General features: G+C 56.7%; 18 protein-coding genes. 15 read left to right on the top strand and 3 right to left on the bottom strand.

Translation table 11 applies throughout. The features are described from left to right. Window positions 1-90 precede the first annotated feature (90 nt). Together J4772_RS07410 and J4772_RS07405 are read left to right on the top strand one after the other, a co-directional pair. Complete coding sequence (locus J4772_RS07410) at window positions 91-1,884, top strand: RNA polymerase sigma factor (RefSeq protein WP_209074723.1); 1,794 nt, start codon at window positions 91-93, stop codon at window positions 1,882-1,884. Then, entirely contained in the window at window positions 1,884-3,026 is a 1,143-nt protein-coding gene (locus J4772_RS07405; protein ID WP_209074722.1) for an extracellular solute-binding protein, read from the top strand. Before J4772_RS07410 ends, J4772_RS07405 begins: the two co-directional genes overlap by 1 nt. Window positions 3,027-3,117: 91 nt before the next feature. Here the strand turns inward: J4772_RS07405 and J4772_RS07400 are convergent, their stop codons facing one another. Then, entirely contained in the window at window positions 3,118-3,834 is a 717-nt protein-coding gene (locus J4772_RS07400) for a FadR/GntR family transcriptional regulator (RefSeq protein WP_209074721.1), read from the bottom strand. Window positions 3,835-4,016: 182 nt separating this feature from the next. Here J4772_RS07400 and J4772_RS07395 point away from each other — a divergent pair, with 182 nt between their 5' ends. The 4 genes from J4772_RS07395 to J4772_RS07380 all read left to right on the top strand — a co-directional run bounded on the left by J4772_RS07395 (window position 4,017) and on the right by J4772_RS07380 (window position 8,943). Next, window positions 4,017-5,432 (top strand): FAD-linked oxidase C-terminal domain-containing protein, encoded by a 1,416-nt coding sequence (locus tag J4772_RS07395; protein ID WP_116059269.1) that lies wholly within the window; start codon window positions 4,017-4,019, stop codon window positions 5,430-5,432. After that, a complete protein-coding gene (locus tag J4772_RS07390) occupies window positions 5,425-6,816 on the top strand; it encodes a (Fe-S)-binding protein (protein WP_209074720.1) in 1,392 nt (463 codons plus the stop codon). Before J4772_RS07395 ends, J4772_RS07390 begins: the two co-directional genes overlap by 8 nt. 388 nt (window positions 6,817-7,204) lie before the next feature. Further along, window positions 7,205-7,897: a copper homeostasis protein CutC gene (locus J4772_RS07385; RefSeq protein ID WP_209074719.1), complete on the top strand. Its 693-nt coding sequence runs from the start codon at window positions 7,205-7,207 to the stop codon at window positions 7,895-7,897. A gap of 38 nt (window positions 7,898-7,935) precedes the next feature. Next, window positions 7,936-8,943 (top strand): asparaginase, encoded by a 1,008-nt coding sequence (locus J4772_RS07380; RefSeq protein ID WP_209074718.1) that lies wholly within the window; start codon window positions 7,936-7,938, stop codon window positions 8,941-8,943. A gap of 240 nt (window positions 8,944-9,183) precedes the next feature. Here J4772_RS07380 and J4772_RS07375 read toward each other — a convergent pair whose 3' ends face one another. Beyond that, entirely contained in the window at window positions 9,184-10,962 is a 1,779-nt protein-coding gene (locus J4772_RS07375) for a sensor histidine kinase (RefSeq protein WP_209074717.1), read from the bottom strand. Further along, window positions 10,955-12,487, bottom strand: a complete 1,533-nt coding sequence (locus tag J4772_RS07370; RefSeq protein ID WP_209074716.1) for a response regulator transcription factor — start codon at window positions 12,485-12,487, stop codon at window positions 10,955-10,957. Before J4772_RS07370 ends, J4772_RS07375 begins: the two co-directional genes overlap by 8 nt. A gap of 189 nt (window positions 12,488-12,676) precedes the next feature. Here J4772_RS07370 and J4772_RS07365 point away from each other — a divergent pair, with 189 nt between their 5' ends. From J4772_RS07365 to J4772_RS07325, 9 genes are all read left to right on the top strand, one after another. Beyond that, window positions 12,677-13,573 (top strand): carbohydrate ABC transporter permease, encoded by an 897-nt coding sequence (locus J4772_RS07365; protein ID WP_209074715.1) that lies wholly within the window; start codon window positions 12,677-12,679, stop codon window positions 13,571-13,573. A 15-nt stretch (window positions 13,574-13,588) separates the two neighbouring features. Continuing rightward, window positions 13,589-14,407, top strand: a complete 819-nt coding sequence (locus tag J4772_RS07360; protein ID WP_116059245.1) for a carbohydrate ABC transporter permease — start codon at window positions 13,589-13,591, stop codon at window positions 14,405-14,407. Window positions 14,408-14,439: 32 nt separating this feature from the next. Beyond that, the gene (locus tag J4772_RS07355) at window positions 14,440-15,903 is read left to right on the top strand and encodes an ABC transporter substrate-binding protein (protein ID WP_209074714.1); all 1,464 of its coding nucleotides are present in this window, start codon (window positions 14,440-14,442) and stop codon (window positions 15,901-15,903) included. Window positions 15,904-16,014: 111 nt separating this feature from the next. Beyond that, window positions 16,015-18,051, top strand: coding sequence for an alpha-L-fucosidase (locus J4772_RS07350; RefSeq protein WP_209074713.1), 2,037 nt, complete (start codon window positions 16,015-16,017; stop codon window positions 18,049-18,051). 23 nt (window positions 18,052-18,074) lie between these two features. Further along, the gene (locus J4772_RS07345; RefSeq protein WP_209074712.1) at window positions 18,075-19,574 is read left to right on the top strand and encodes a sulfatase; all 1,500 of its coding nucleotides are present in this window, start codon (window positions 18,075-18,077) and stop codon (window positions 19,572-19,574) included. Window positions 19,575-20,253: 679 nt separating this feature from the next. Beyond that, a complete protein-coding gene (locus tag J4772_RS07340) occupies window positions 20,254-21,672 on the top strand; it encodes an ABC transporter substrate-binding protein (protein ID WP_209074711.1) in 1,419 nt (472 codons plus the stop codon). Between the two features lie 105 nt (window positions 21,673-21,777). After that, complete coding sequence (locus tag J4772_RS07335; RefSeq protein WP_209074710.1) at window positions 21,778-24,717, top strand: extracellular solute-binding protein; 2,940 nt, start codon at window positions 21,778-21,780, stop codon at window positions 24,715-24,717. Window positions 24,718-24,748: 31 nt separating this feature from the next. Further along, a complete protein-coding gene (locus J4772_RS07330) occupies window positions 24,749-25,654 on the top strand; it encodes a carbohydrate ABC transporter permease (RefSeq protein ID WP_371822889.1) in 906 nt (301 codons plus the stop codon). Window positions 25,655-25,661: 7 nt separating this feature from the next. Beyond that, window positions 25,662-26,534, top strand: a complete 873-nt coding sequence (locus J4772_RS07325) for a carbohydrate ABC transporter permease (protein ID WP_116059299.1) — start codon at window positions 25,662-25,664, stop codon at window positions 26,532-26,534. Window positions 26,535-26,538: the final 4 nt, after the last annotated feature.

The following is a 26,538-nucleotide window of genomic DNA, read 5'->3' as shown; positions in this document are numbered from 1 at the left end:
AAAAAAATGAACTTTTCCTAAAAATGTTCAAATGAATACGGCTTTCGGCATCTCTTTCTTTGAGGGGCGGCTGGAACAGGGGAGATCGGGATGAGAGACGGGAACGGGCTTGATCGGGAGAATGCGAAAAATGAGGAGGAGGCCAGAGAAGGCGCCGACCCGGGAAGAGAGCTGGCGGAACGAGCGCGTGCCGGAGATACGGAGGCATTCGGGGAACTGATCGAGCGGCACCGAAGCCGAGCCAAAGGCTGGGCCGAACGAATAACCGGAGATCCGCATCTGGCCGACGATATTGTGCAGGATGCTTTGATTCGCGCCTTTATGCACATCGGATCGCTTCAGGACGCGAATCGTTTTCTGCCCTGGCTGCACCGGATCGTTCGGAACCAGGCGAACATGCGTTTAAGGCGCGGCGGACCGCACCGCAGAGAGAAGCCGTTCGCATCGTTCGAAGCGCGGGAGAGGGGGAGCGTCGATTGGGACAGCTTGGACAGCATTCTGGACCATCTGACGCGCTCCGCCGGCAAAGCCGCGATGAAGGAGGAGGACCCTGCAGAGCATCTGATGCGCAAGGAAATGTACGAGACGATTCATTCGGTGCTGCATTGCTTGACGAAGAAGGAGAGAACGATTTTTGAAGCCTTCTTCTTTAAACAGTTGAGTCCGGATGAAATCGCAGCGATGTACGGCATGACGACTGGCTCCATCTATACGTACATTCACCGCTCGCGACAGAAGCTCCGGCAAGAACAAATCCGGGTCTCCCTTGGCCTGCCTCCCGAGAAAGGAGGGGCCGTTTTGGCCGGGTGTAAGATGCTGAAGCTTACGGAATGGCCTTCGCACGCTTTCGTGCCGACGACCTTGGTCGACCGGCTGGGGCATATGATGGCAATGATGGGAGATTCGCAGGACATGACGGAACTGATGGGCTTATCGGGTTTTGCCTTTCGGATGCAGATATCCGATAAAACAACGTTCTCAGACGGAGTCTATATGTTCGATTGGCGAGAGACACTCGTTTCATTAGCCCGAGATCTAGGGTACGAGGCTGCGCTCGTCTGCGGTCAGCTTTCCGATTTTCCGGTGCCGCTGCTGGGAGCAGTCGAGAAATTTCCCGTCGTTCTGCCGATTGAAGAGGCGGTCCTGCCCTTTATCCGTCAAACGATCGACAGCGGCAGGCCAGTTTTGTATTTCGACACGTCGGCTGCTAGACCGTTCGTTCACGAGTGGTCGTTGATCTATGGCTACGACGATGAGCGTCGGGTTGTGCATCTGACTGATGCGATGCGCACGGAAGGGAAAACGCTGAGCTACGATGACGTAACAGACAACCCGGTTCGATTTTTGGCCGCCTTGACACGCCAAGCGGACAACGGACAAGTTCCGTCAGTTTCTCGGCAGTCGAAGCGGCGCCGCCTAGCGGAGAAGGCGGTCCGATTCGCCGTGGCGTTCGCGAAAGACCGACGGGCATACTGTCCGATGACTTCTTACCTAAGATACTCGACGGGATTGGCGGCTTACGACGTATGGATCGGGCATCTGCGGCGCGGCCCGGGCTCTCCGCCCAACCGGTATGGTATGGGGCAGCTTGCTTATGTGTATTCTCGGACGAGAAGCTATGCCGCCGGGTATCTGCGAACCGTTCCGTTCGAAGGGGATGCGATGAGATTCGCTCTACTGGCTTCCGAAGCATACGAGCAGGTCGGCCATGCTCTAGCCGAGCTTGAAGAGACGGTCCCGTTTGTCAAAACGTCGGAGCTGATGGGTGCGGAATTGTGCGAACAGTGCGCCGAACTGCTGGAGAAGGCGAAAATTTTCGAAGCGTCGGCGATTGGTTATTTGGAGAAAACGATCAAGGAAATAGAGAAGGGAACGATCTGTTGATGAGCGCGACGAATCTTAGAATTATGACCGAGTTCCAGAACTTGTACAATTTGCTCGACGCCAAAGCCTCTTTCGAGAAAGAGCGGCCCGACGTCAGCATTACGATCGAGCAAGCCGCCGATCACTATGAAACGTTCCAAGCGCTTAAATCCGACGAGTCGCCGGACATTGTCGAGTCCGGGGGCTGGGCGATCTTCAACCGCAAAGGCCTGTTGGCAGATCTGCTGCCGCACGTAGCGGAGACGCCCGGACTGAAGGAGGATTTGAATCCCGGCGTCATGCGCGTCGCTTGTAAAGACGGAACGCTTCCGGGGCTGCCGGTGGATGTGGCGCTTCCGCTGATCGTTTACAACAAGGAGATCTTCGATAAAGCCGGTCTTCCTTATCCACAGGAAGGCTGGACCTGGGACGAAATGATGGAGACGGCCAAAAAGCTGACGTTACGCAACGAGCAGGGAGTGGGCACCCAGTTCGGCTTGGGCTTTGGGGTGGACGTCGAGGAGATCGAGCCGTTCGTCATGCGCAACGGAGGACGTTATGTCTCTCCGGACGGTTTGACCTCCAGAGGTTATGCGGACCAGCCCGCTGTAATCGAAGCGTACCGCAGACTGGTCGACGCATACCGAGTTCACAAGGTCATTCGCAGGCCAGGCGAGCCGTCCGAGGCGGGAGAGCTGCACGAAGGGTTCGCGCTCATCTTCGGCTTTGCCTGGTTTGCGGGAGGGATTGCTCATAACGGATTGGAGGCCAAGTTCGGCGTTGTGGGGCTGCCTCGAATGCCAGGCGCCGACAATTCCAACATGATTTACATGGGGGCCGCCGGAATCAGCGCGAATTCGCCGAATCGCGATCTTGCCTGGGAATTTCTGCGCCATTATGTATTGGAGCGACCCGAATCGTTCCGCCATGGTTACACTTACACGCTGCCGATTACGAACTCGCTTGCCGAGCGTAGCGGGTTTACGGATCACCCGATATGGCGCAGATATATCGAGGAATTGAGCGTCGTTCAGACGAGCGGGTTTTACCTCAGCGAGAAGTGGAATTCCTCCCGACAGCTCATTAACGAGGAAATTATCCGAATGATCAACGAGGGGACGGATATCGCCCGGACAATCGAAGGGTGGACGCGTTTCGCCTAAAATCAAACGCCCCGGTTCCGAACGCGGCAAGCCGTGCGGAGCCGGGGGCTTTTGGGTTCAATCGGCGGGCGGGTCGGAAGGGGGAATGTTGCTACTTCGACAAAGCTTCCCTGAGCACATGCTCGACTTTGCTCAGATGCGCGGAGACAAGCTCGGTCGCCCGCTGCTTGTCGCCTTTTTCGATCGCTTCGAAGATGGAGCGATGCTCGTCCAGCAGGCGCGAGGCGGTCGCCTTCTCCCTATAAAACCACAGCTCGCGCGTCTGACGGATCGATCCGGCGAAGCGGTCGGACAGCGATTCCATCAGTTGCACGAACAAGGAGTTGCCCGCTGCAGCCGCGATCGCCATATGGAATTCCGCGTCGGCGCGCTCGCCTTCGGCCGTGTCGTTGCGCTCGAGGCACGATTCCATCGTCTCGATCAGCCTGCGCAGCTTGGCCACGTCTGCGGACGTCCGTCTTTCCGCGGCCAGCGAAGCCGCTCCGATCTCCAGCGTGCGGCGAACCTCAAGCAGCTCGATCAGCGAATCGGCTCCTTGAAACAGCCGTTCCGCTCCGCTTTTCGTTTCGTTCGGAAGCTCCTCCTTAACGAATGTGCCGCCCCCGTGTCTTACGTCCAGCCAGCCCATCGCCTTAAGCGCGCTGGCCGCCTCCCTTATCGTGGATCGGCCGACGCCGTAAGCCTCCGCCAGCTCGACCACCGAAGGAAGGCGCAGCCCCGGCTGCCACTCTCCTTCTCGAATGCGGCGCAAAATATCCTCCGCAACCAGTTCATGCCCCTTGGGCGTTTCTATTTTCATCTGCCGCATGCTCAAGTCTCCTCTATCGCCGCAAATTGATCTCTTTTGGATATGGGATGATCGGGCCACGGTCTCGCCCAACGAAACTTCAATGCTCTACAGTCTATACAATACTACAAAATTGAAATATAATGAACACAAAGTCATCAGATGACCTGACTAATTTTCGATCAATTAAGGAGGATTCCCGCATGCTGGATGCTGCCGTTACCCGACGTTTGAGGCAGATCGTAGGGGACCAACATTTCAAAGACGACCGGCAATCGCTCGTAGCCCACTCCTACGACGGAACGCCGATGCTGCAAAGCTTGCCCGACGGCGTTATTTATCCCGAAAGCACGAAGCAAGTGTCCGAAATTATGAAGGTGCTGGCCGAATATCGCATTCCCATCGTCTCTCGGGGATCCGGCTCCAATTTGTGCGGAGGCACAGTGCCCGTTGAAGGCGGAATCGTCATGGTTATGCACCGGATGAACCGCATTCTGGAAGTAGACATGGAAAATTTGACGGCGACTGCGCAGACAGGCATCATTACGGCGGAATTTACCGCGCATATCGAATCGCTCGGACTGTTCTACCCGCCCGATCCGAGCAGCATGAAAATTTCGACGCTCGGCGGCAATATCGCCGAATGCTCGGGAGGGCTGCGCGGACTAAAATACGGGACGACCAAGGATTACGTCATCGGACTGGAAGCGGTGCTCGCTAACGGCGAGATCATCCGCACCGGAGGCAAGTTGATGAAGGACGTCGCCGGCTACGATCTGACCAAGCTGCTTGTCGGCTCGGAAGGCACGCTGGCGATCATTACCGAAGCGACGCTGAAGCTTGTCCCGCCGCCGAAAAGCAAAAAAACGATGCTGGCGATGTACAAGGACCTGTACGGAGCGGCGAGAACGGTGTCCCGAATCATCGAGGCGAAGATCATCCCCGCGACGCTGGAGTTTATGGACAATCCGACGATTCGCGTCGTCGACGATTTCGCCAAGCTGGGACTGCCGAGAGATATGGAAGCGATATTGCTGATCGAACAGGACGGAGATCCGGAGGCAGTGGAACGCGACATCGATCTGATCAGGGAAATTTGCGTATCGGAGCAGGCGGACCGGCTTGAAGTGGCGGAGACGAGGGAGCAGGCGGAGAAGCTGCTGACGGCGCGCCGCAGCGCCTTCACCGCGCTCGCGCGACTTCGGCCAACGACGATATTGGAGGACGCGACCGTACCGCGCTCGCGCATCGCCGACATGGTGCTGCGAATCAACGATATCGCCCGCAAATACAATGTTTCGATCGCCACGTTCGGCCATGCCGGAGACGGCAATCTGCACCCTACGGCGACGACGGACGCCAGGGATCAGGAAGAGGTTCATCGCGTGGAGCAGGCGTTCGAGGAAATTTTCGAGGCGGCGATCGATCTGGGCGGCACGATTACCGGCGAGCACGGCGTCGGGCTGGTCAAGGCGCCGTTCCTGGAATGGAAGATCGGCAGTGCGGGCATCGAGGTTATGAAAGGCATCAAGCGGGCGTTCGATCCGGACAATCTGCTCAATCCGGGCAAAATTTTCGCCAAGGAAACGAGAAAAAGGGTGGTCATTCAGCATGGCTAATCCAGGCGCATCTACGACAATTAAGCGGAAGCCGGACATTCAGCATGCCAACCCGATGGCGCAGACGCTGCTCGCCAAGCTGGATTACGACCAACTGACGAACTGCATGCGCTGCGGGTTCTGTCTGCCCGCCTGTCCGACGTTCCGGGAGACCGGACTGGAGCCGGAATCGCCGCGCGGCCGCATCGCGCTCATGAAAGCGGTGGCCGACGGGCTGATGGATCCCGATCAGGCGTTCCAGGACCAGATGAACCACTGCCTCGGTTGCCGGGCCTGCGAGCCGGCGTGTCCGGCGGACGTGAAATACGGTCAACTGATTGAGCAGGCCCGCGACGCAATCGAGGACCATGCCGAACACAGCGCGCCGATCAAAGGCATTCGCAAGCTGATGTTCAAAGGCGTGTTCCCTCATCAGAACAGGCTCAAGTGGTTGGGGCGATCTCTTGCACTCTATCAGAAGTCCGGCCTGCGCAAGATCGCCCGGGGAACCGGCATCATGAAGCTGTTTCCGAAGCATCTGCGCGAGATGGAGCAAATTTTGCCCGACGCCACCGGCAAAGGCGTCGTCGAGCGGCTCGGCACAGTCTATCCGGCGAAGGGGGAGAAGGTCGCTCGCGTTGCGCTGTTCCGCGGCTGCATTATGGACGTCATGTTCGCGGACACGAACGTCAATACGGTTAAGCTGCTGTCCGAGGCCGGCTTCGAGGTCGTGATCCCCGAGACTCAGGTGTGCTGCGGCGCTCTTCATGCCCATAGCGGCGAGATGGATCAAGCGAGAGATTTGGCCCGCGTCAACGTCAAGGCGTTTCGCGAGGCGGGCGTCGAGTACATCGTCTCCAATGCCGGCGGGTGCGGAGCTCTGCTCGTCGAATACGATCATCTGCTAAGCGGAGACCCGGAATATCGCGAGCTTGGCGAGTGGTTCGCTCCGCGCGTCGTCGACGTCAGCAAGCTGCTTGTGGAGAAAGGCCGCATTCCCGAGTTTGCCGAAGCGGATGCCGCCGCGGCCGCGGCTCCGGTGACGATCACCTACCAGGACTCTTGTCATCTGCGCAACGTCATGAAGAGCTCGACTGCGCCGAGAGAACTGATGAACCAAGTGACGGGCGCCCATTTCTGCGAGATGAAGGATTCGGACCGCTGCTGCGGCTCGGCGGGCATCTACAACGTTACCCAGCCGGAGATGGCGGGGCAAATTCTCGAGCATAAAATGGAGCACGCCAATGCAACGAACGCCCGTTACCTTTTGACGAGCAATCCGGGCTGCCTGCTGCAGATGAAGCATGGAATCGAGAAGCACGGCGCGAAAGACCGGATGGAAGCGATGCATATCGTAGACTATTTATACGAGAGATTCGCCGACCGAAGCAGTAAGTCCGACTGACTCCAAAGGGAATTAATTTACAAAATGGGGCTGTCTCATAAGGTAGAGTCGTACAAGGTGATCGATTTAGAAAAAGTGCATGTATCTTCTGGAGACTGCCTCATACGGTCCTGAAACCACCCTATAACGGGTTTACCTATTCAGGTTTCAGTACCGTATAGCATCGTAAGAAGATACATGCACGGCAACATTCTCTATCGATCATCCTTTTGTACGACCTTTTTACTTTTGGGACAGCCTCATTGCCCATTTCATAAAGGTTAACGATGGAAAAGAGGGGGGCGATTTTTTTACATTGTTTTTTCATGATGGCGGACATGGACGGGGCGGACGATCTCTGATATGGTAATTTCATTGTTTGAATTGTAATGACGGGGAGGGGCACGCCATGATATTGGAAGTAATTGCAACAAGCGTATTGGACGCCAAGCTGGCTCAGGAACACGGCGCGGACCGAATCGAGCTGATCTCGGGCATCGTCGAAGGCGGAGTGACGCCCAGTATCGGCTTGATCGAGCAAGTCGTGAAGGCGGTCGACATTCCTGTGAACGTCATGCTGCGGCCGCATGCGAACGGCTTCCGCTACGACGGGGACGATTTGGAGGTCATGGCGCGCGACGCCGGGATCATTCGCGAGAGCGGAGCGGATGGCATCGTCATGGGCATGCTGGACGAGCGGGGCGAGATCGATACGTCCGCATTGGAAATGCTGCTAAACGAAACGGGGAAGCTGGCCGTCACCTTTCATCGCGCTTTCGACGAGTTGCAAGATCGTCGCTCCGCATTGGAACTGTTAAGCCGTTATCCGGCAATCCGCAAAATCTTGACCTCCGGCGGCAAGCCCAGCGTGCTGGACGCCAAGGAGGAAATCGCGGAGCTGGCGAAGCTCAGCGAGGGCAGATCCTTGGCTATTCTCGCCGGCAGCGGGCTCGGGGTCGAGACGCTGGACGAGTTTATTCGGCAGACGCAAGTCACAGAAGTGCATATGGGCACCGGCGTAAGAAGGAACAGCCGGGCGCTTGAGCCGATCGATCCCGACAAACTGAGGACGGCGGCGGACATCGTAGCCCGATATAAATAACGACAGCATAGAATGACATACGGCGGAGGGATTGCGCAATGGACAAATTGCTCGTGCAGGAGCTTAGAGGCGAGCTGGTGGAATGCGAATACGAGGGACATATTTGCGGAGTTTCTTATTCGGGAGAGATCAAATACAGGTTCGGCGATCCGCGGCACGTGACATACATGCGCTCGGCCGCCAAGCCGATTCAGGCGATACCGGCGTTCCGCCACGGGATCGAGGAACGGTATCCGTTTAACGATAAAGAGCTGACGATCATGACCGCTTCGCACCGCGCCGAGCCGTTCCACGTACAAGCGCTGGAAGCGATGCTGGACAAAGTCGGCATCGGCGAGGACGAGCTCGTCTGCGGTTCGACGTACCCGCTTAACGCCGCCGCCAGACACGGGCTGGTCGCGCAGGGCAAGCCGGAGCGGCGTCTCTATCACAATTGCTCCGGCAAGCATCTGGGTTTGCTGTCCTACTGCCGGAGCAAAGGCTACCCTACGGAGGGCTACGCCGATCCGGGCCATCCCGCGCAGCGGGAAGTGCTGGAGACGCTTGCCCTGCTGGCGGAGTACCCGGCTGAACGGATCGAGATCGGCATCGACGGCTGCGGTTTTCCCGTGTTCGGGCTGCCGCTGCTGCATATGGCGAAAGCTTATTTGAAATTCGCCTGTCCGGAGCTCATCGAGGACGAGCCGACGCGTCGGGCCGTCGAGCGGATCGGCAATCTGATGAACGCCAACGCCGAGATGGTGTCGGGCACGGGACTGATCTGCTCCACGCTGCTCAGGGACGACAATATCGTCGCCAAGGGCGGGGCCAAGGGCATCTACTGCTTCGGCCTGCGCAAGGAGAGACTCGCTTTCGCGCTTAAGGTAATGGACGGCTCGGAGGACAAATGGCCGATTATCGTTGCGTCCATTCTGGAGCAGATCGGCTATGACAACCAGCGGACGATCGACAGTCTATACGAGCTGTGCCCCCGCCAATTCGCTAACGGCAGCGGCACAATTGTTGGCACGAACAAGGCGGTTTTCCGGCTGGAGACGGTCGGGTAATTGCAGCAAAGGGGCTGTCCCATAAGCGCTTAAAGTTGCTTGAAAGATAATCGATGATAAAGGGGCAAGGGGTATGTGTCTCCCTCCGCTGCTATACGCTTTCTGAAATCCGAATGGGTAAACTCGTGATAAGGTGATTTCAGAAGCGTATGAGGCAGTCTCCGGGAGACACATACCCCTTTCTTTAACTATCGATCATCTTAAGACAACTCTGCTTACGGGACAGCCCCTTAAGAGATCTTAAACGGAAGAGGCTCCGGCCCTGGGAAGCCGATAGGCGACCGTAGTGCCTTGGCCCGGCTCGCTGAGGACGGAGATGCCGCAATCGGCCCCGTAGTGGAGCTCCAGCCTCTCCTGAACGTTGGCCAGGCCGATATGCTCGACGGACGAAGGAGCGCCGCGCTGCCGCAATCGGCTCTGGATGTCCGCCAGCTCCTCCGGAGGAATGCCTTTGCCGTTGTCGGTCACCTCCAGGATCGTATAGTCGTCCGTCTCGCGTCCGACGATCGAGATGCGCCCTTCGCCGGGAATCATCTCCAAACCGTGATAGATGGCGTTCTCGACGATCGGCTGCAGCGTCAGCTTCGGAATCCGGTAATCGAGCAGCTCCTCGGGAATGTCCACGACGAGACTGAATTTATCGTCGTAGCGAATCTGCTGGATTTCCACGTAACGCACGACCTGCTTTAATTCCTCGCGCAGAGGCACGATCTGTTCTCCCGACGAGATGCTGTAGCGGAACATTTCCGAGAGCATTTTCGCCATTCGGGAAAGTAAGGGAACTTCTTCGATGACGGCAATCGCGTTCATCGAATCGAGCGTGTTGTACAGAAAATGCGGATTGATCTGCGAGTGCAGCGCTTTAAGCTGCGCTTCCTTGCGAGCGAGCTCCGATTTGTACACATGGTGGACAAGCGTATGGATTTCCTCGGTCATCCGGTTAAAGCTGCGCGTCAATTGCCCGACCTCGTCCGAGCTGGCCACGTCGAGCTGGATGTTGAAGTCGCCGGCTTGCACCTTTTTCATTTTCTGCTGCAGGCTTCGCAGCGGTCTCGTAATCCTCCGGGAGACGAAGGTCGAAATGACGAGCGCGACGACAAGCGCGAATGCGCCGATGCCGAACGTAATGTCCCGGTACCGAATGGAGTTGCTCTGAATGCTGCTGAGCGGATCCAGCGTCACGAAGCGCCAGCCTGTGACGTCCGAATAGGCGGAGCCGACGAACATCCGCTCGCCCCCGATGTCCATCCACCCGGAGAAGTTAGCGCCGATCTTGCTGCCATCCTCCCAGCGCTGTCCGATCTGCTCCACGGCGCTGCTGTAGACGATCTCGTTGTCCGCGTTCAGGATGAGCACATCCTTCAGCTCCAAGCCCCCCAGCATTCTATAAATATCCATCACGCTCACGTCGACGACAAGGCCGCCGAGAGCGGCGCTTCCCGTCGTATTGTTGATTTTTCGGACCAGCGAGAACGTATAGGGAGAGGCAGCAGAAGGCGGAAGGTAATAGGACCGCTTGAACGGTCCGGCTACGCGCACTTCCCCCTGAAGGGCGAGCGTCTGCGTATACCAGGACTGGTCAGCGAAGGATTCGTCGATGTACAGCGGGTCGCGCTGAATCATCGTGCCGTCGGGCATCACGATCGTCACGTTGTGGATTTCTCCCTTGACGCCCATGTATCCGTACCATTCCGCGAACTGCTGGAATAGGCTCGTTTTCCAGCGGGTTTGCTCAATCATGTCCTCGGGCAATCCCCGGTTCAGCAATTGCTGAATTTCCCCCGTGTAGATGGCTCTGCTGTACAGTTCCAGCGAATTGAAGTACTCCTGCAAATTTTGCGACAGAACCTTCATCTCCAGCAGCCGATTCTCCTGGGTTTGCCGCTGCGTCAGGCCGATTGTCGTCATATACAGAATGCCGCCCAGAATGAGCAGGGGAATGACGATGACGACCGCGTACGAGAAAAACAGCTTGTTGTGCAAGCTGTTGTTGAACGCCGACAGCCTCGCTCTAATCAACGCCGGTTCCCTCCTTGTACTGAAGCGGAGTTACTCCGGTATAGCGTTTGAACAGCTTGCGGAAATGCTTGAGATCCTGATAGCCGCATTGAACGGCGACGTCGCCGATCTTCGCGTCCGGATCGTCCGCGATCAGCTTCTTCGCATGCTCGATTCGCAGCTGAGTCACATATTCAAGAAAGTTTCGCCCGGTATGCTGTCGGAACAGCGTGCTGAAATAGCCCGGGCTCATATAGGAGGTCAGCGCCAAATCCGTCAGGTTGATCGGCAGACGGTAATTGGCGTCGATGAACGCTTTGGCGTTCTCCACCGCTTCCTTCAGCTGCTTGGTCTGCAGCCGGTTTTCCGAATCCAGGCAGCGGGAGAAATAGTCCGCCACAACGTCGCGCTTGCGCTCCAGGCCGGCGATATACGGCAGCTTTCTGGCGATGCCGAAAGCCTCCTCGTAGGTTTGCTCGTCAATGAGCCCGGCCTCGTATATTTCCCGTGCGCCGCGCAGCTGGAGGTAAGGATACACGCCCTCCAGCCAGTCTTGTCCGCCGGCGGACGGTTCGCCCGCGCCGCTCAGCTCGTCCAGCTTGCCGACGATTGCCTTCGCGTTGCCCTTCTTCAGCAGCAGCAGCCAATCCCGCTCCCAAGAGGAGTTAAGGGGGAATGCTCCCATCTCGGAGGACGCTCCTTCGGCACCCGGAGATGTCAGCCGCTCTTGTCCGCCGTCCGGCAGGCTGGCCTGAAGCAGATAGGCGTCGCTGGCTTCTGTCGCCGTCCCGGCTAACGCTTCGATGCCGCGAACCGCGGCCCCGATGCCCGCGAAGCGATAGCTTCCTCTATCTTCCAGCTCGGCGCGGAGAACGGGGAGGAGCGCTTCGATCGCTTCGGCTCGCCCCATCGCGACGAGCGTATAGCAATCGCCCCTCATCCGGATAAGGAACGTCTCGCAGCCGTCCGCCAGCGTTCGGAATCTCGCTTCCAGCAACGCCTTATCCTCCGAGCAGTCGAACATGGCTGCAGCGAAAGCGTCCTCGCCCTCTTCCGGACGAATGTCCGTCCAATCCTCCAGCAGCAGCTCGTTTCGATCGTAAGCGCCTTCAAGCAGCAGATGAATAAACTGCTCCCGCGTCTTGCGCAGCTGCGTCTCCGCCTTTTCCCGAGCGCTCCGCGTTTTTCCGATTAGCAGCTCCAACTGGGCGTTCAGCTCGTCCGCGTCCGCCGGCTTCAACAAATAGTCGGCCACGGCAAGCTGAATCGATTTACGCACATAGGCGTAATCGTCGTAGCCGCTGATGACGAGAAAGGCAATATTCGGATACAGCTCCTTTGCCTGTTCGATCAGGCCGAGCCCGTCCAGAAGCGGCATCCGAACGTCGGTAATGACCAGATCGATCTCAAGCTCGTCCAGCATCCTCAGCGCCTCGTATCCATTCGCGCATTCTCCCGCAAGGCGCAAGCCCAGCGCCTCCCACGCGATCATTTTCACAATACCCGCACGCGACAATCTTTGATCGTCCACGATCAGCACGTTCATGTTGTCCCCACCTTTTGACCGATATTCCCCGGCGCTATTAAAGATACGGAATAGTATAGCATACATTTTCGCGGGAAAAAGCGGAGACGAAGCACATCGAAAAATGACCCCCCTCATGAAAAAAGAAAGCGTCCTATACGGGTAAAGCGGTTTCAATTACAGTTTAGATTATCGATTGGAGGTCACGTTATGACAAATACGGCTAGATTTTTCCGCAGGCAGTGGAAGGGCTACATCTTTCTTATCCCGATCTTCCTCGTGCTCGGAACGTTCAAGTACATCCCGTTCTTCAATGCCGTAAAGATGTCGTTCTACAATTGGAACGGCGCGAACGTGAAAGAGTTTGTCGGCTTCGACAACTTTGTGCGCCTGTTTCAGGACGATACGTTCTATACTTCGCTGAAGAACATCGGAATTTTCACGGCGAGCGGAGTGTTGATTCAGCTTACGGTTCCGCTGCTTGCGGCCGTGCTCGTTTTTCACGTCAAGCAGCTGAAAATGCAGAACTTATTAAAAGTATGGTTCGTCGTCCCGCTCGTCATTCCAAGCATCGTCATCTACTTGACCTGGCAATGGATTTTCGCAGGGGAGTACGGAGTGCTGAACCAACTGCTTGAGCAGCTCGGACTGGAATCTTGGACGCACGCTTGGCTCGGGGAGAGCAAGACGGCGATCTGGTCGATCGTGTTCGTCAACTTTCCGTGGATCGGCGGCATTACGTTCCTGCTCTATCTGGCGGGGCTCATGTCGATCCCAAGCGAATTGTTCGAGGTGGCCAAGCTGGACGGCATGAACGCCTGGCAGCGGTTTGTTCGACTGGAGCTGCCGCTCGTGAGAAGTCAGGTTAAGCTCGTCATGGTGCTGACAATTATCAACCAGATTCAAAGCTTCGAGAACGTGCTCGTGCTGACGAACGGAGGACCGGGAGACAAGACGATTACGCCGGCGCTGTATCTGTACACCAAAGGCTTCTCTTACAGCGAGATGGGCTATGCCTCCGCCATCGGCCTTGTGCTGTTCGTCATCCTGCTGCTGCTCACTCTCATCAACAATAAGTTCGTCAAGAATACAGATAAAATCGACTAAGAAGGTGAAAATGAGATGAACAAGAAGCTGATAGCCGTTCCGCATTTCGGAACTCTGGCCCTTCTGCTTGCGCTGACGCTGTTCCCGTTCTACATGCTGCTCGTCAGCTCGTTGAAATATACGGAGCAGGCGATCCACAACTTCTGGGGGCTGGCGTTCCCGCTGCACCTGGACAATTACTCGGTCGCCTTTAAGCAGATCGCGCCATTTATCGGCAATACGGTGCTGATCTCCTCGGCCATCGTCGTCGGAGTCGTTATCATCTCCTCGCTGGCCGCCTATTCGTTCGTCCGGTTCGACTATCCGGGGAAGCAGCTCTTTTTCGTGCTGATCCTGTCGCTTATGATGATTCCCGGTTACTTGATTCTTATCCCTCAGTTTCTGCTTGTTCAGAAACTGGACATGTTAAATACGTATCAGGGGCAGATTTTCCCTCCGATGGCTTTCGGCGCGGCGATGGCGACGTTTCTGATGAAAACCTTTTTCGAGGGGCTGCCCAAAAGTCTGCTCGAAGCGGCCGACATGGAGGGCGCCGGAGAACGGCAAATTTTTCTCCGGATCGTTATTCCGCTGTCGCTGCCGATTATCGCCACCGTCGCGATCATCAACTTTCTCGCCGGCTGGAACAACTACATCTGGCCGCTCGTCGCTACTAACGGCGACGCCGTCAAGCCGGTCATCCTTGCGCTCAGCACGATTACGGGGAACATGGACCAGGGCGTCGGCGTCAAGCTCGCGGGCTACATCATTTCCTCGATCCCGCTGCTGCTGCTGTTCATCGTCGCTACCAAACCTTTCATCTCCGGAGTGACCTCCGGGGCCGTAAAGGGTTAGGATAGAAAAACAAAGACAAAGAGGTGGTTCGCGTGTTGAAGAACAAAAAGGCTTTATTATCCGCAGGTCTTATTTTAAGCATGGGGGTTGCGCTGCTTAGCGGCTGCGCGTCGGGAAATTCGAATTCCAAGGAAAGCCAGGGCGCGTCCGGTGAGCCGGGGGCCAAATCCGTTAGCCTGACGTTCGCGGTAGAGACGCCGAAGGACGAAGAGACGAAGCAGGTTTGGCAGGAAATCGTCGACGGCTATACGAGCAAGCACGACAACGTCAGCATCAAGCTCGATTATGCGCCTAACGACGGAGACGCGTTCCGGACCTGGCTGACGACGGGGCTGATCGGCGGCACGTCGCCCGACATCATTCCCAGCCGTTATACATGGACGCACGAGGACTTGAACAAGGATCTGCTTGTCGATCTGACGGCAGAGTATGACAAGCCGAACCCGTACGCGGGCAACAAGGTGTGGAAGGATACGTTTAATCCTTCGATTCTGAACGAAATGAAAAACCCGACCTCCGGCAGCCTCGCCGGCATTACGCTGCAAACGCTGTCCATTCGGGTGTTCTACAATCAGGACCTGTTCAAGCAGCACAATCTGTCGATTCCGAAGACGTGGACGGAATTCCTCGACGTGCAGGCGAAGCTCAAGGAAGCCGGCGTAACGCCGTTCGCTTTCGCGAACTCCAAGCCGGGCGACAACCATTACCTGTGGGCCGTCAATATGATGACCAACCAGCTTGCGGCCGAGAAGGTCAGAAGCTTCGACTTCAACGGCAACCGTCAGCTTGAGCTTAACGAGATCGCCGCTTCCGTCGACGAAGGCGCGGTCGATCTGGAGTCGCCGGATTGGACGGGCTATATGCCGATCATCAAGGATTGGTCGCAATACTGGGCGAAGGGCTACAACGCGATGAACGGCGACGCGGCCAAGGAAATGTTCCTGCGCGGCGACGCGGCGATGGTCATGGCCGGCAACTTCGAACTGAAGACGATCCAGGATTCCAAGGCTCGCAAATTCGAATACGGAACTTTTGCGCTGCCTTACCTGACCAAGGAGCAAAACCCGAACGCGGCTGAGAAAAACTACGAGCTCGGCGGCTACCCTGATCTGGTCTTCGCAATTCCGAAGAAGGTGACGGGGGACAAGCTGGCGGCGGCGGTAGACTTCTTCATGTACCTGTCTTCGCCGGAGGTCGCCACGATTATGGGCAACAAGATGTACGTCGCGACAACGCTGGCCGGAGTCGACTTGCCGTCCAACCTGAGCGGCTTCCAGTTTGTCGGCGAACGGATTCTCGTTAATTTCTACGCTGCGCATATCGACAAGAAGTTGAACGAGGATCTGGTGAAGATCGGCCAGCTGTATTTGGAAGGCACGATAACGGAAGAGAAGTACAGAACCGAGCTGCAGAAAACGTTGAAAGCGGATATGGGACTGGTGCTGAAAACGAATGACTGGACCAAGGAAAACGGCTACGGAACGAAGCAGCAATAGGCTTCGCGCCGAGGGAAGGCCGGGTGATCGACAGGAGGAGCGCCCGCAAGGGCGGTTCCTCCTTCCCATATGCGGGGATTTTTCCATACGGCAACAGGAGGAGCGCAATTCATGAAAAAGAACGATCAATGGTTTCGCGAAAATATCAGACAGGTTCATATCGATTTTCACATGCCGGAATTTCCGCGCGACGCGATCCATAATTTCAACGCGCAAGAGTTTGTCTCCGAGTTTGTCCGGGCCAAGGCAAACGTCATCGGCGTATTTACGAAATGCCATTTCGGCAACGCGTTTTATGACAATGCGGTCGGACACAGACACAGCGGGCTGAAGGAGGATTTCTTCGGCGAGGTGCTCGCGGAGGCGAAGAAGCATGATATCAAAGTAATCGCCTACTATTCGCTCGGGACCGACGCGCATGCGGTGCTGAACAACCCCGACTGGTATCAAGTCGACGAATTCGGCAAGGTCCGGGGCAGCGAAGGCACCGTATGGGAGCTGCCGTGCCTCAACAGCCCTTACCGGGAAGAGCTTGTCATTCCCCAGGTGAAGGAAATTACCGAGAAATACGAGATGGACGGCTATCTGTTCGATATCCCTTACCTTCATAACCACTATTGCTTCTGCAATTATTGCAAAAAGAAATTTTACGAGGAACACGGGCAGGAGCTGACGCCGGAGCTGCTGAAGACGAACCGCGAGCTGGTCGTCGGCTTCGGCATCGATACTGCCGCCCGCTGCATGAAGGAAATTTACGACGTGATTCGGAAAATTCGTCCGGAGGTACTCGTCAATTGCAACGGAGCTTGGCGAATGGGCGAGCCTGCATCGGTTAACGCGACGAGCAACTACGGCTTGTGGGAGTCGCAGCCATCCGCGACCGGCTCGTTCCTCGGCCACTCGATCCGCGCCCGCCACATTCGCACGCTGGACGTGCCGGTTCAGATCATGACGGTCCGCTTCACGGAAGGCTGGGGGCTTATGTCCTGCAAGACGGCCGAGCAGCTCAAGTTCGAGTTCGCCTGCATTATGGCTAACGGCGGCATCATCAACATCGGCGACCAGGTGCTGCCGAACGGCACGCTGCAGAGCGGCGTGTACGACATCATCGGCGAGGCGTTCTCCTTCGTGGAGGAGCGAGAGGCGTTCTGCATCGGCGCGAAGAGCGTTCGCGGCATCGCCGTAATCGCCGACAACACGAACAACTGGTATCACGACAAGGACGATGCGGCGACGTTCGGCTCGGCGAAAATGCTGATCGAGGGCCATCATCAATTCGATCTCTACTATAATAACGATTTTCCGGATTTGACGGGCTATCGAGCGGTCGTGCTGCCGGAGAACGTCAAGCTGTCGCCGGAGTCGGCCGAACGGCTGAGAGCATTCGTGCAAGGCGGCGGCTTGCTGCTGGCCGAAGGATCGGCGACATACTCCAGGGAAGCGAAAAACTTCGCGCTGGCCGACGTACTCGGCCTGGATTATTTGGAGCGCACGCCTTATTCGTTCGCTTATTTGACGGAACGCGAGGAGCTATGGAAGGGCGTTGCTCGCATTCCTCAATTGGTAGAAGGAGAATTTATCAAAACCGTCCCGACGACGGCCGAGACGCTCAGCCTGATCCAATGGCCGCTCACGGTGCCGGCGGTCAATCGCGCCTTCCGCCATCCGATGCCGCCGGCCGGGCTGGTCAGCGATTTTCCCGCGATCAGCGCTAACCGGTACGGCCAAGGCACGGCGCTCTATATCGCGGCCCCGGTGTTCCGCACGTACTGGAACAGCAATCACTTCTGGGTAAGGCGGATCGTGACGAATTTGCTGGACCAGTACGATACGGGCAAAACGTTCGAAACCGACGCCCCGGTGCACGTCGAAGCAAACCTGATGGAGAAGGACGGCAAGAAGTTTTTGCACCTGATCAATTTCCAGAACATCCATGCGGGCGAGAAGAGCAGCTCGTTCTACGACCCGATCGAGAGCATTACGCCGGTGCATGACATTGAAGTGCGCATCAACGATCCGCTCATCCGTTCGGCAACGACGCGTCCGGACGGACTAAAGCTGGAGACAGTGGCGACGGAGCGCGGCATCCGGTTTACCGTTCCTAAGGTTCATATCCACACGATCGTCGAACTGAGCGACAACGAATGATTGCAAATCCGAGGTGAAAGTTCATGAACAGCATTGTTATTGTATGCGATACGTTAAGACGGGATCATTGCGGTCCTTATCATCACGGGCGTCCGCTTGACCGGGTTACGGGAGACGCGCAGCAGCCGTGGGTCGTCCCGACGCCGAATATGGACCGCCTTGCCGAGAAGGGAATCGTGTTCGACCACGCTTACTGCGGTTCGACGCCATGCATGCCGGCGCGCCGGGATATCTATACGGGAAGGTACGAATTTCTGGAGCGCGGCTGGGGCCCGCTAGAGGAGGACGACCTCGACCTGCCCCGGCAAATCTCCGGTCCGCCGAACCGTTCGTTGACCGAACAGCTGAGAGAGGGCAATCCCGTCAGCTACTTTATTACCGATCATTTTCATATGTGGGAGCAGGGAGCCGGCAACTATCATATGGGCTATACAGGCTTCGAATTCGTGCGCGGGCACGAGGCGGACGCCTGGAGAACGGACCCGGTGGAGTTTCCTTGTCCGGACTCGGAACGGGGCACGAAGCTGGAGCGGCATTTCCGCAACGTTCATCTGACGCGCAAATCGGAGGCCGATTATTTCGCCGCCCAAATTTTCACCAAGGCGGCGGAGTGGCTGGAAGCGAACCATACGCACGACAATTTCTACCTGCATTTGGACTGCTTCGATCCGCACGAGCCTTGGGATCCTCCGGAGGAATACGTCAAAATGTTCGATCTTCGGGGCTACGACGTCGAACGCTTTATCCCGCAAGCGCCTTACGACGAGTGGCGCAAGCATATGACCGAGGACCAGCTCAAGCATGTGCAGGCTTGCTACGCGGCCAACGTCGTGCTCGTCGACAAATGGCTCGGCAAGCTGCTCGACAAGATGGACGAGCTCGATCTGTGGCGCAACACGATGCTCATTTTTACGACAGACCACGGTACGTACAACGGCGACCTTGGCCGTACGGGTAAGCTGCAGACGCATCAATACGACGCCGTCTCGCATATCCCGTTTATCGTCGCCTATCCGCATGGCGGACAGGGGACCCGAAGACAGCAGCTGGCCCAGCTCGTCGACATTTATCCGACCGTTCTGCGCGCAGCGGGCAAACGCTGTCCGGACGACCGTCACGGGCTCGATCTCACACCGGTGCTGGAGAACGAGCATGCCCGATTCCGCGAATACGCGATCAGCGGGATGTTCGGCAAGAGCGTCACGATTACCGACGGCCGCTGGGCGCTGCATCAATCTCCGGTCGCGGAGAATCAGCCGCTGAATTGGTACGGAACCTGCTTGGCCAAGTTCATTCCCTACGACCTCGGTCCTTATCGGGACGGACGGAGAGAGGTGACGGACTGCTCTTCGTGGCCGACGCCTACCTGGCTGAGCGACAAGGCCGAAGACTCTGGCGAGCTCGTCAACCTGGCCGATCGCGAGCGCGGACAGCTCGCGAAAATGCGGCAGGCTCTCAAAGAGACGTTAACCCGGCTTCATGCGCCGGCCGAACAGCTTGAACGCTTAGGGCTGGCAAATTAGCATAACCTCTATTTTTAATGGGCCGTTTCCCGAGTAGTGATCGGGAGACGGCTTTTTTGCAATGATCAGAACTTGAGTCAAACTCTGCGGTTTTGTTGGTTGATGCGTTCTTTTTCCATTTTATCAGATTTATCGTACAAAATTGGACGTTAGAAAGGCTGGTTGGTAGATTTTGTACGATAAGTAGTACAATCTGATCTCAATTAGAGGTAGAGGGTGAAGTTTTGTACGAAATTCCATCTAAAGCTGGCATGTGGCAAATGCTCCTATCGCAGGAACGATCAGATCGCCTTTCGAATGCAGTACTCTGTCCTGGGGCGCCAAGGGCGTATTTACTTACATATGAAAAAGGTATAGTTATGCGAGAAAAATGGCCATTTCCCTGCAAATAAGATATACCATATTGATGAATTGTAGATAAAATACATGTAAATTGGCGGTTTTAGCGGTTTTTGAATAAAAAGATATAATCACTATTTACAAAAACTTCTTCAGAATATAAAATGAAAACGTAATCATCTAGGTGTGGGCATGAAAGTGAAGAATTTGGGTATACCAAATCGTTTTGAGGGTGTAATCGGACGAGGGGAGGTTGCGCGAAGCAATCGGCAGTTAAGCCAGAAGCAGTTGCGAATTTGCTGTTCATTAACTTTGAGATTCAAGGGGAGGACTCATCTTCATGCAGTTCTACAATCCACGCAAATTTATGGCCGCCGCGGTGGCGGCGCTGCTAGCCGTTTCGTTGGCCGGATGCGGAGGCTCCAAATCCAATTCGGAATCGTCGCCAAGCGCATCGCCGTCTCCATCCGCAAGCCCGAGCCCTTCGGCATCGGAAACGCCGTCCGCGTCTCCGTCCGAATCCGCCGAGCCGGCTCTGGACCTGCAAGGCGCAACCGTCAAAATCGGACTATGGTGGGACGGCGCCGATCCGCGGAGCATCGCGGAAGCCGATCGCACGCCCGCGGACGACGAGGTGATCGCGTTAATCGAAGCGGCCGAGAAGAAATACAACGGCAAGATCGAATACGTCAAGTTCGGCGACTACGGCAAATACGTAGAGAACTTCACGACAACGTCGCTCGCCGGAGAGCCGTTCGCCGACATCGTCGTGCTGGAGCTGTTCTGGTCGTTCCCGCAGCTGGTGAACAAAGGGTTTATCGCTCCATTGGACGATTATCTCGATTTGAGCGATACGAAATATATTTCCTGGATGACCAACGGAGGCAAGTTCGACGGCAAGCAGTACGGCTTTATCGATTCCCCGCCGTCTCCTTACGGCATTTTCTACAATAAGAAGCTCGTTCAGGAGATGGGGCTGGAGGATCCGTTCCAACTGCAGCAAAGCGGCTCTTGGACATGGGACAAATTCCGCGAGCTGGCGAAGAAGTCGACGCAGGATACGAGCGGCGACGGCAAAACCGACGTGTTCGGTTTCATCGGCGACATGAAAACGAGCCTTGAGCAGTTCGTGTACGGCAATAAGGGCGCGTTTGACAAAGATGAAAGCGGAAACATGAAGTTCTCGATGGACAGCGCCAACTCCATTCAAGGCTTGCAGCTCATGTACGACATGTACAACGTCGACAAGTCGATCGTGCAGCCGGCGCCGGAGGAAGGCAACGACAAAGCGTTTATCGCCGGCAGAAGCGTCATGTACGGCGGCTTTAACTGGGAGTATTCCGGGCTGAAGGACAATATGCCGGGCGTCGAGCTCGGGTACGTCTTCTTCCCGAAAGCGCCGAACGCGACCGACTACACCGCCTTTACGCCGTACGGCAACATGTATATGCTGTCGAAGTATTCCAAGCATCCGGAGATCGCGGTCAAGATCATGGACGAAATCAGCCTGCACGGCAAAAACAAAGAGCTGGCGATGGAGAGCTGGAAAAACTCCTGGCCGCCGGAAGCGTACGAGACGCGCGTGCAGATGTACGACAAAATCGATTACAGCGGCAGCTTTATCGCCGTTCCGGAAGGCGACCAATTGGTCGACCAGGTTGTTAAGGACATTACCGAGGGTAAGGTAGCTCCGGCTACAGCCGCGGAAAAAGTGAAAAATCAATTCGACGCCAACATTCAGAAGATGCTGGGCGAGTAACCAGTAAAATCGGCAATTCCGGCTTTTATTCTGAACGGGTACCCCTATTTCGGGATTGGTGATTACCGGCCATGACGAGTAGGGGTACGTCTTGTGAGGGGAACTATGCGGAGAGCACAACGAAAATGGATAACGTATTCGGCCCTTGCCGCGGCTGCGGCCGTCTTGCTCGTCGTTCTATTCTCGGACGGATCCCGCGGCCGTGCGGCCGCGGAGGATCGCCCGTTCGACGTCTCGGGCCTCGGAAGCTACGTCTCTTTTAAGCAAGGCGGATATGACGAGTATTTGACCAAGCACGCCGACGCCGACCGTCCGAGCGCGGACATCCGTATCTCCGGAGGCAGCTTCAGCCGGACGGAAGGAATGACCGCCAAAGTGTTGGACGAGTTCGAGGGCGTGAGCGGCCAATTGGCGCAAACCGGAGACGAGGGCTCGATGACGTGGGAGGTCGACGTCGGGCAGCCCGGCTTATATCAGATCGGTCTCAAGTATTACACGGTTAAAGGCAAAGATTCCGATATCGAGCGGGAGCTGACGATCGACGGGGAAGCTCCGTTCAGAGAAGCGAAAAGCCTCATTTTCAACCGCGTATGGAAGGATGAGAGCAGCAAGCTCGAACGCGACGGCAGGGGCAACGACCTGACGCCGAAGCAGGCGGAAGCGCCGATGTGGCGCGAAGCTTGGTTAAAGGATGCGACGGGCTATTACGAGGAGCCTTACTTATTTTATTTTTCCGCAGGCAAGCACGAGCTAACGCTCTCTTCCATTAAAGAGCCGCTTGTCATCGCCGAGCTGAAGCTGACGAATCCGGATATTGCGCCGTCTTACGATGAGCTGGCGAATCTATATAAGGAACAGGGCTACCGCAACGCCGAAGGGGTGCTGATCACCGTGCAGGGCGAAGCGGCGGTCTATAAATCGGACTCGATGCTGGCGCCGTACAACGACCGCTCCAGTCCGGCCGTCGAGCCGTACCATTCGTCCAAGCTGCGTATTAACGCGGCCGGCGGCTGGGCATGGCGAATGCCCGGACAGTGGATCGAATGGGAATTCGAGACGCCAGAGGACGGGCTCTATCAGATCGCGTTCAAAAACCGGCAAAACTATTTGACCGGCATGTCGTCGCTGCGGACGCTGTACATCGACGACGAAATCCCGTTCCGCGAGGCGAAACGAATCGGTTTCGCCTTCGACAGCGCTTGGCAGACGAAAGTGCTGGGACGCGGCGAAGACGACCCTTATCTGTTCTACCTGAAGAAAGGCCGTCATTGGGTGCGCCTTGAAGTGACGCTTGGCGAGATCGCGCCCGTGGTGCGCACGGCGGAAAACAGCATTCTGGAGCTAAACTCGATTTATCGCAAAATCATTAGCTACACCGGCGTCGTGCCGGATGCATTCCGCGATTACGCGCTGGAGAAGCGCATTCCCGAGATGGCGGGCGTATTTCGCGAGCACAGCGATCGCCTGCAGACGATCGCGGCGATTATCGAAGGTCCGGACGGCGGCAGCAACGACCGCTCGGCCTTGCTGAATACGCTGGCTTACCAACTGAAGGACATGGCGGAACGGCCCGACACCGTTCCGAGCCGGCTCGATTCGTTCAAAAACAACGTAGGCGCGCTCGGCGCATGGCTGTTAATGATGACCGAGCAGCCGCTGGCGGTCGACTATTTGCTCGTCTCGACGCCCGGCGCGAAGCTGCCGGACCCGGACGCGACGAGATGGGAGAAGGTGCGCGCGGAGACCGCTTCGTTCGCGGCGTCGTTCTACGAAAACTATGACGATTTCGGAGGCGAGGAAGGAACCGGGCGTTCAGTGTCTGTATGGATCACGTCGGCGCGAGACCAGGCGCAGATCGTGAAGCGGCTGATCGACGACTCGTTCACGAGACAGACGGGCATTTCGGTCAATTTGAAGCTCGTATCGGCGGACATTTTGCTGCCGTCGACCGTATCCGGGGAAGGGCCCGACGTTGCGCTGCAGGTCGGCAACGAGGTGCCGGTCAACTTCGCGACGCGCAACGCGTTGCAGGATTTGTCCGTATTCCCCGATTTCGACGAGGTGCGGACGCGGTTCGAGGATAGCGCGATGGTGCCGTTCGCTTATACCGACGGCTACTACGGGCTGCCGGAGCAGCTCAACTTTCCGGTCATGTTCTATCGCAAAGATATTATCGAAGACGAACTGAAGCTGAAGGTGCCGCAGACGTGGGAGGACGTGTACGCCCTCGTGCCGGAGCTGCAGAAGCGCAACCTGCAATTCGGACTGCCGCAGAAAGGGCTGAACGCGCAGGGCAACGACCTGGTGACGACGGACATCATTACGCTGCCTCCGAGCCCGACGTTCGCGATGCTGTTGTACCAGCACGACGGGCAGTTTTATAAGAACGGCGACACGGCCAGCGGCCTGGATGAGGAGGTCGCCATCGGGCAGTTCAAGAAGTGGACCGATCTGTACGTCAACTACAAGCTGCCGATCCAGGTCGACTTCGCGAACCGCTTCCGCACCGGGGAGATGCCGATCGGGATTATCGATTACACGATGTACAACAAGCTGGTCGTATTCGCGCCGGAGATCAAAGGGCTGTGGGATTTCGTTCCCGTGCCCGGCACGGCGACGGCGGACGGCACGATTCGCCGGGATGTCGGAGGCGGCGGCTCCGCGGCCGTCATGTTCCAGCACACCGACGACAAGGACGCGGCGTGGCAGTTTCTGAAGTGGTGGACAAGCGAAGAAACCCAGCTCGCCTTCGGGCGCGAGATGGAAGTGCGTCTCGGAGCTTCGGCCCGCTACCCGACGGCGAACGTCGCGGCGTTGACGAAGCTGCCGTGGCCAACCGCCGATCTGGCGAAGCTGATGGAGCAGATGCGCTGGGTGCGCGGCGTTCCCGAGGTTCCGGGCGGTTACTTGACCGGCAGGCACATTGACAACGCTTTCCGCCGAGTTGTCGTCCAAGGCGAAGACCCGCGCGAGACGATGGCCTATTACGTCCGTTATATGAATGAAGAAATTGCCGCCAGGCGGAAAGAATTTAATCTTCCCTAGGAGAAATGAGGGTTGACCCATCTATCCGATCATTCGCAAAAAGCTAATCAATACGGCGGCGGAAGTTCGCAAGAATCGGCAGGCCTTTGTCCTGATGGCGCCCTATTTCCTGATTTTCTTTACGTTCACCGTCGTTCCCGTCCTGATGTCGCTGGCGCTTAGCTTCACCTATTTCAACATGCTGGAGCCGCCGCGCTGGGTCGGCTGGGACAATTACGCCAGACTGTTCGTTCAGGACGACGTCTTTCTGATCGCGCTCAAAAACACTTTTCTGTTCGCCTTTATCACCGGGCCGATCAGCTACGTCGCCTGCTTCCTGTTCGCCTGGCTGATCAACGAGCTGCCGCCCAAATTACGCGCGCTGCTCACGCTGATTCTGTATGCGCCGTCGATCGCCGGCAACACGTATCTGATCTGGCAGACGCTGTTCTCGAGCGATTCGTACGGCTATATGAACTCTTTCTTGATGCGCTGGGGCCTCATTATGGAGCCGATCCAATGGCTGCAGGACCCGCGCTATATGCTCGGCATTTTAATTCTGGTGCAGCTGTGGCTTAGTCTCGGCACGTCGTTCCTGGCGTTTATCGCCGGGCTGCAGAACGTCGACCGCACGCTGTACGAAGCCGGCGCGCTCGACGGCGTCCGCAACCGCTGGCAGGAGCTGTGGTTTATTACGCTGCCGACGATGCGGCCGCAGCTGATGTTCGGAGCCGTCATTCAGATTACGACCGCGTTCTCGGTCGCGGAGATTTCCATCTATATGATCGGGTTCCCGAGCGTCGATTACGCGGCGCATACGATCGTCACGCATCTGGTCGACTATGGCACGATCCGTTTTCAGATGGGCTACGCCTCGGCGATTGCGACCATTCTGTTCGCGATTATGCTGGGCACGAATTTGCTGACGCAGAAATTGCTCAAAAAAGTGGGTGAGTAGAACGGTGATCAGAGTGAAGCAGCTTTTGCGCAGACGCCTTAACCGTTCCTGGTCCGTCGATATTTTGCTGTTCCTGCTGCTGGCGGGAGTGGCCGTCTTCATGTCGGCCCCGCTCGTCTACACGGTGAACAGGGCGTTCATGCCGCTGGACGAAATATTCGCGTTCCCGCCCCGGTTTATCGTTCGGAATCCGACAGTGCAGAACTTCAAGGATTTGCTCGGCATTTTCTCGGATTCATGGGTGCCGTTCTCCCGATACGTGTTCAACACGTTTTTTATCGCAATCGTCGGAACCGTCGGACATGTTATCATCGCCTCGGCGGCGGCTTATCCGCTGGCCAAGGTCAAGTTCCCGCTGCGCGGTCTGCTGTTCAATATCGTTGTGCTGTCGCTTATGTTCACCCCGTACATTACGCAGGTGCCGAACTATATGACAATTTCGTGGCTCGGCATGATCAACTCGTATTGGGCGATTCTGATTCCCGTCTTCGGCATGACGCTCGGACTGTATTTAATGAAGCAATTTATGGAGCAGATTCCGGACGCGCTGATCGAGGCGGCGAAAATAGACGGAGCGAGCGAATACCGGATTTTCTGGACCATCGTCATGCCCATCGTTAAACCCGCATGGCTGACGCTCATTATTTTCTCGCTCCAAAACCTGTGGACAAACGGCTCGGTCACGAGCCACAAATACATTTACAGCGAGCAGCTTCGTACGGTCGACGCGGTATTCGGACAGATCGCGAGCGGCGGCATCGCCAGAACGGGGCCGGTCGCGGCCGTCACGCTGCTGATGATGCTTGTGCCGATCACCGTATTTATCGTAACGCAAAGCAACATCATTCAGACGATGTCCTCGTCGGGGCTGAAGGATTAAGGGG

Source organism: Cohnella sp. LGH (assembly GCF_017671885.1).
Lineage (GTDB): Bacteria > Bacillota > Bacilli > Paenibacillales > Paenibacillaceae > Cohnella > Cohnella phaseoli.
This window is presented reverse-complemented; position numbering and strand designations above follow the sequence as displayed.

Coding starts and splice junctions, on each gene's coding strand:
- J4772_RS07335 (WP_209074710.1), top strand. CDS start 21,778: ATGCGGAGAGCACAACGAAAATGGATAACGTATTCGGCCCTTGCCGCG.
- J4772_RS07345 (WP_209074712.1), top strand. CDS start 18,075: ATGAACAGCATTGTTATTGTATGCGATACGTTAAGACGGGATCATTGC.
- J4772_RS07395 (WP_116059269.1), top strand. CDS start 4,017: ATGCTGGATGCTGCCGTTACCCGACGTTTGAGGCAGATCGTAGGGGAC.
- J4772_RS07405 (WP_209074722.1), top strand. CDS start 1,884: ATGAGCGCGACGAATCTTAGAATTATGACCGAGTTCCAGAACTTGTAC.
- J4772_RS07390 (WP_209074720.1), top strand. CDS start 5,425: ATGGCTAATCCAGGCGCATCTACGACAATTAAGCGGAAGCCGGACATT.
- J4772_RS07410 (WP_209074723.1), top strand. CDS start 91: ATGAGAGACGGGAACGGGCTTGATCGGGAGAATGCGAAAAATGAGGAG.
- J4772_RS07370 (WP_209074716.1), bottom strand. CDS start 12,487: ATGAACGTGCTGATCGTGGACGATCAAAGATTGTCGCGTGCGGGTATT.
- J4772_RS07380 (WP_209074718.1), top strand. CDS start 7,936: ATGGACAAATTGCTCGTGCAGGAGCTTAGAGGCGAGCTGGTGGAATGC.
- J4772_RS07400 (WP_209074721.1), bottom strand. CDS start 3,834: ATGCGGCAGATGAAAATAGAAACGCCCAAGGGGCATGAACTGGTTGCG.
- J4772_RS07350 (WP_209074713.1), top strand. CDS start 16,015: ATGAAAAAGAACGATCAATGGTTTCGCGAAAATATCAGACAGGTTCAT.
- J4772_RS07340 (WP_209074711.1), top strand. CDS start 20,254: ATGCAGTTCTACAATCCACGCAAATTTATGGCCGCCGCGGTGGCGGCG.
- J4772_RS07360 (WP_116059245.1), top strand. CDS start 13,589: ATGAACAAGAAGCTGATAGCCGTTCCGCATTTCGGAACTCTGGCCCTT.
- J4772_RS07385 (WP_209074719.1), top strand. CDS start 7,205: ATGATATTGGAAGTAATTGCAACAAGCGTATTGGACGCCAAGCTGGCT.
- J4772_RS07365 (WP_209074715.1), top strand. CDS start 12,677: ATGACAAATACGGCTAGATTTTTCCGCAGGCAGTGGAAGGGCTACATC.